The sequence below is a fragment of the Frankia sp. CcWB3 genome (assembly GCF_977927595.1).
In genome coordinates this window covers 1-3,160 of the sequence record NZ_CDWRCK010000365.1, presented here as the reverse complement: position 1 = coordinate 3,160, position 3,160 = coordinate 1, and the positions used below count along the sequence as shown (strand labels likewise).

At 67.2% G+C, this 3,160-nt stretch carries 3 protein-coding genes and 2 pseudogenes; 4 read left to right on the top strand and 1 reads right to left on the bottom strand.

Going from position 1 to position 3,160, the window contains the following annotated elements; all coding sequences use genetic code 11:
- Positions 1-226: pseudogene (locus ACY5KJ_RS19160) on the top strand (hypothetical protein); the annotation flags it as partial.
- 181 nt (positions 227-407) lie between these two features.
- Positions 408-1,769, top strand: coding sequence for a bifunctional UDP-sugar hydrolase/5'-nucleotidase (locus ACY5KJ_RS19155; protein ID WP_462185897.1), 1,362 nt, complete (start codon positions 408-410; stop codon positions 1,767-1,769).
- 521 nt (positions 1,770-2,290) lie between these two features.
- Here ACY5KJ_RS19155 and ACY5KJ_RS19150 read toward each other — a convergent pair.
- Entirely contained in the window at positions 2,291-2,485 is a 195-nt protein-coding gene (locus ACY5KJ_RS19150; RefSeq protein WP_462204021.1) for a hypothetical protein, read from the bottom strand.
- 22 nt (positions 2,486-2,507) lie between these two features.
- Between ACY5KJ_RS19150 and ACY5KJ_RS19145 the strand changes: the two genes are divergently transcribed.
- Both ACY5KJ_RS19145 and ACY5KJ_RS19140 read left to right on the top strand, forming a co-directional pair.
- The gene (locus ACY5KJ_RS19145) at positions 2,508-2,825 is read left to right on the top strand and encodes a hypothetical protein (RefSeq protein ID WP_462204020.1); all 318 of its coding nucleotides are present in this window, start codon (positions 2,508-2,510) and stop codon (positions 2,823-2,825) included.
- 137 nt (positions 2,826-2,962) lie between these two features.
- A pseudogene (locus tag ACY5KJ_RS19140) lies at positions 2,963-3,160 on the top strand (HAD family hydrolase); the annotation flags it as partial.

Here is a 3,160-nt window from a genome sequence, read left to right as displayed (position 1 = left end):
CGCGCAAGTTATTTCATTTCGACTCCTTAAGAGCGGCGGGATCTCCGCGTTGATCGATTACGACCTGCGTGAAGCTGGTGTGAAGATGCTGGACCAGGCGGTCGCGGCGGCGTCGGGTAAGCCGGTTGAGGAGCGCGTCGTCCTTCCGCCGCAGGTCTACACCGCGGACAATATCGACGACCCTGCGAAGCAGGATTCGCTGCAGGTAACCAAGTGCCCGGTCTGACCGCAGGTAGGCAAGTTTTCTAGGATGAGTGGTGTTCGGGCCCCATGGTCCGCTGGGCGGAAGTTCCGGTGCCCCAGGCGGCCAGCTCCAAGATTCCATGGGGCCCGAACATGTAAGGACGAGGACGTGAGCCTGCGCCTGTCTTCGCCACACCTACTCGAACAGGAAGGAGCCCATGCACATGACTGACATCCGCCTGCTCCTCACCTACGACTTCTTTGGATCGTTTGGCAGACAGGCAACATCCTGGGGGCAGCTGCCCGGCGGCTCGGCGTTGCGGGCGACGGTGAACCGGCTTCGCGAGGACGTGCAGACAAGTGCCTGGATCGACGTCGGCGACTTCTCCGCCGGAGGACCGCTCTGCACAGCGACCGAAGGTGTTCTCGGTTGGGCGGCCGCCGCCAGTCTTGGCTTTGATGCGGCTATCCCGGGCAATCACGAGTTCGACTTCGGTGATGCGGCGGTGTTGACATGGGCACAGCGGATCCCCTTCCCGCTGGTTGCCGCGGACCCGGCCTTGGTGGCGCTTGGCCCGGTGTTCCAACCGTACTGGACGGTCAGCTCGCCGAGCGGCCGCACCGTCGCGATCGTGGGCATCAACCTGGCCGAACGGCGCGGCCGGGCGGTCTATGACCAGCTCGGCGATCTCGACGCCGCGGCGCAGCTGACGATCGAGACCGCGGCCGGCCTTCGGGGCCAGGTCGACCACACCTTCGTGGCAATTCATGACGGGATCTTTCCAAGACCTGGCGAGCCGGACGGCGGCCAGCGGATGCGCGATTTCTGTCGCGCTCTTCGCGGGCACGTCGACGGTGTGTTCGGCGCGCATGTAACAGCAACGCGCCGGATCGGGACCGTCGCGGGAATGCCCTACATCCAGCCCTGGGCGATGGGCGTCGAGGTCGGCGTGGTGGATATTGACGATGACGGTATTCATCTTCGTGGCGAACTGGTCACTGCTCGCGAGGAGGATCGGCTCGGTTGGAGCGGTCCCGGCAGCAACACGCTGGCGGAGCTTCGCGGACAGATCATCGGTGAACTGGAGCGGCCGTTGACCGAACCCGCCATGCCCGGCGCGGGCCTGATCGGCGATGCCGTGGCACGCGGAGTGCTGGAGCTGACCGGCGCAGACGTCGCGATCGTCGGCCGGGCTGAAGTCAGCTGTGGTCAGGTGCCCCTTGACGGCATCCATACGTTCCTCCCCGCCGGGCGGGTCAGCGAGGCAGACCTGTTCCGTACCCTGCCGTGGCCAGGAGGCACCCGCGCCGACGAGACCTGGGCCGCGGAACTGTCCGCGGAAGAGGTCGAACTGCTCCGCCGCGGCCTCGACCTCTACTTCACCGAGGGATGTCACTGCGCGCCGCGCCGGGCAGGACACGCTGACGGTCTCACCGTGCTGAGCAGCATGCACGTTCGCAACGCCCGCACCCTGCTGGCGCGCGACGTGGACTGGCAGCCCACCGGCATCGGAATGCGGGACGGACTCCGCGCCTGGTTTTCCGGCAGGGCCCGCTCACAAGCAGCGGCACACCGACCTTACTAAGCTTTAAATAAGTCGGCTAGCACAATTTCGACTCTATTCTGGAGATCGTGTGCGCCGGGAACTATCCTGGTTGTATACGGGTATCCAGGTGGGGGTGGATTATCCGCCAAGAAGCGGGCGGCGCAGTGAGGCCATCCGCATGTAGGTAGTGGCCTTGTTCGATCAGGAAGTGGCTTCGGCGTGGCCCTACGGTTGGGGAGTTGGCCCCGAAGCCGGGGTGCACCCAGCGGCGGGGCCTGGCCAGCCCCCGGGACGGCAGCGTAGCCCTCCCGGGGGCTGGGCGAAACGCAGTGCCGGCTGAAAGCAGCGGCATCGCGCTGGCGACAACCGACGTCCTCACCGAGTGTCGTAGCTCGTATCTCCGCGTCTGATCTCGAGAAAGGCTATCTTCATGCGTGGACGTGTCGTCACCGCCGACGGGCGGGCCTGTCCCGGTGTGCTCGTCAGCGACGGCCGTACGGTTACTACCAGCGCGGCGGACGGGACGTTCTCGCTGGCCGCGGCGGGGCCGTTCGTGTTCCTTACCCGCCCCGGCACCCACCGCACGCCGCCACGGAGTGGTGCGCTGGCGCCACCAGCTGACCGGGCCGGGCACCGGGGCCCCGGGCCGCATCGACGGCGACGAGGTGATCGTCGGGGTCAGGCACGAGGACCGCCCCGCCGGAGCCGTCGAACTCCTCACCCTCGCGGATGGTTCCCGGCGCTGGCACACCCATCGGCACACCCACCGGAACACCGTTGTACGACACCGAAAGCGCGGCACTGTACCTGCCCACACCCGGCCAGACGGTACGCCTCGATGTCACCAGCGGTAAGGCGAGATGGGCCACCGCGACCACCGCACCGTTCAACCCGGCCACCCCGGTAGCAACACCCTGGGGCCTCGCGGTCGCCGACGCCGGACGCGGAATCGCCCTGCTCGACTACGAAGACGGAACAACCCTCTGGCGCACCGACATCGACCCGGCCATCGCCGTCACCGTAGACGGCACCATCCTCGCCCTCGACACCCAAACCCTAACAACCCGAACCCTGACAACCCAAACCCCAACGTGACCGCCCCCACACCCACCCTCCGGCCGGCCGCATCGCAGCCGAGCGGGACAAGCCACGCCGGCTTCGTCCTCACCACGCCGGCACCGACGGCACCGCCGACCAACTCCTCCACTCCTCCACAAGGTGAGCGCCCCCGCATGACCCACACCCCGACCGGCACCCTGCTCGTGTTCGACTGGAACGGCACCGTCATGGCCGACACCGACCGCGCCCACCACGCCACCAACGCCGTCCTACACGGCCACGGCCTCCCGAAACTCACCCTCCACCAGTTCCGGGCCGCCTTCCAGCTCCCGCTACGCACCTTCTTCACCGAACTCGGCCTGCCCCCACCG

What these genes read in the sequence shown, in the direction of transcription:
- ACY5KJ_RS19150 (WP_462204021.1), bottom strand. Translation starts at nt 2,485, where the DNA reads ATGGGTGTGCCAGCGCCGGGAACCATCCGCGAGGGTGAGGAGTTCGAC.
- ACY5KJ_RS19155 (WP_462185897.1), top strand. Translation starts at nt 408, where the DNA reads ATGACTGACATCCGCCTGCTCCTCACCTACGACTTCTTTGGATCGTTT.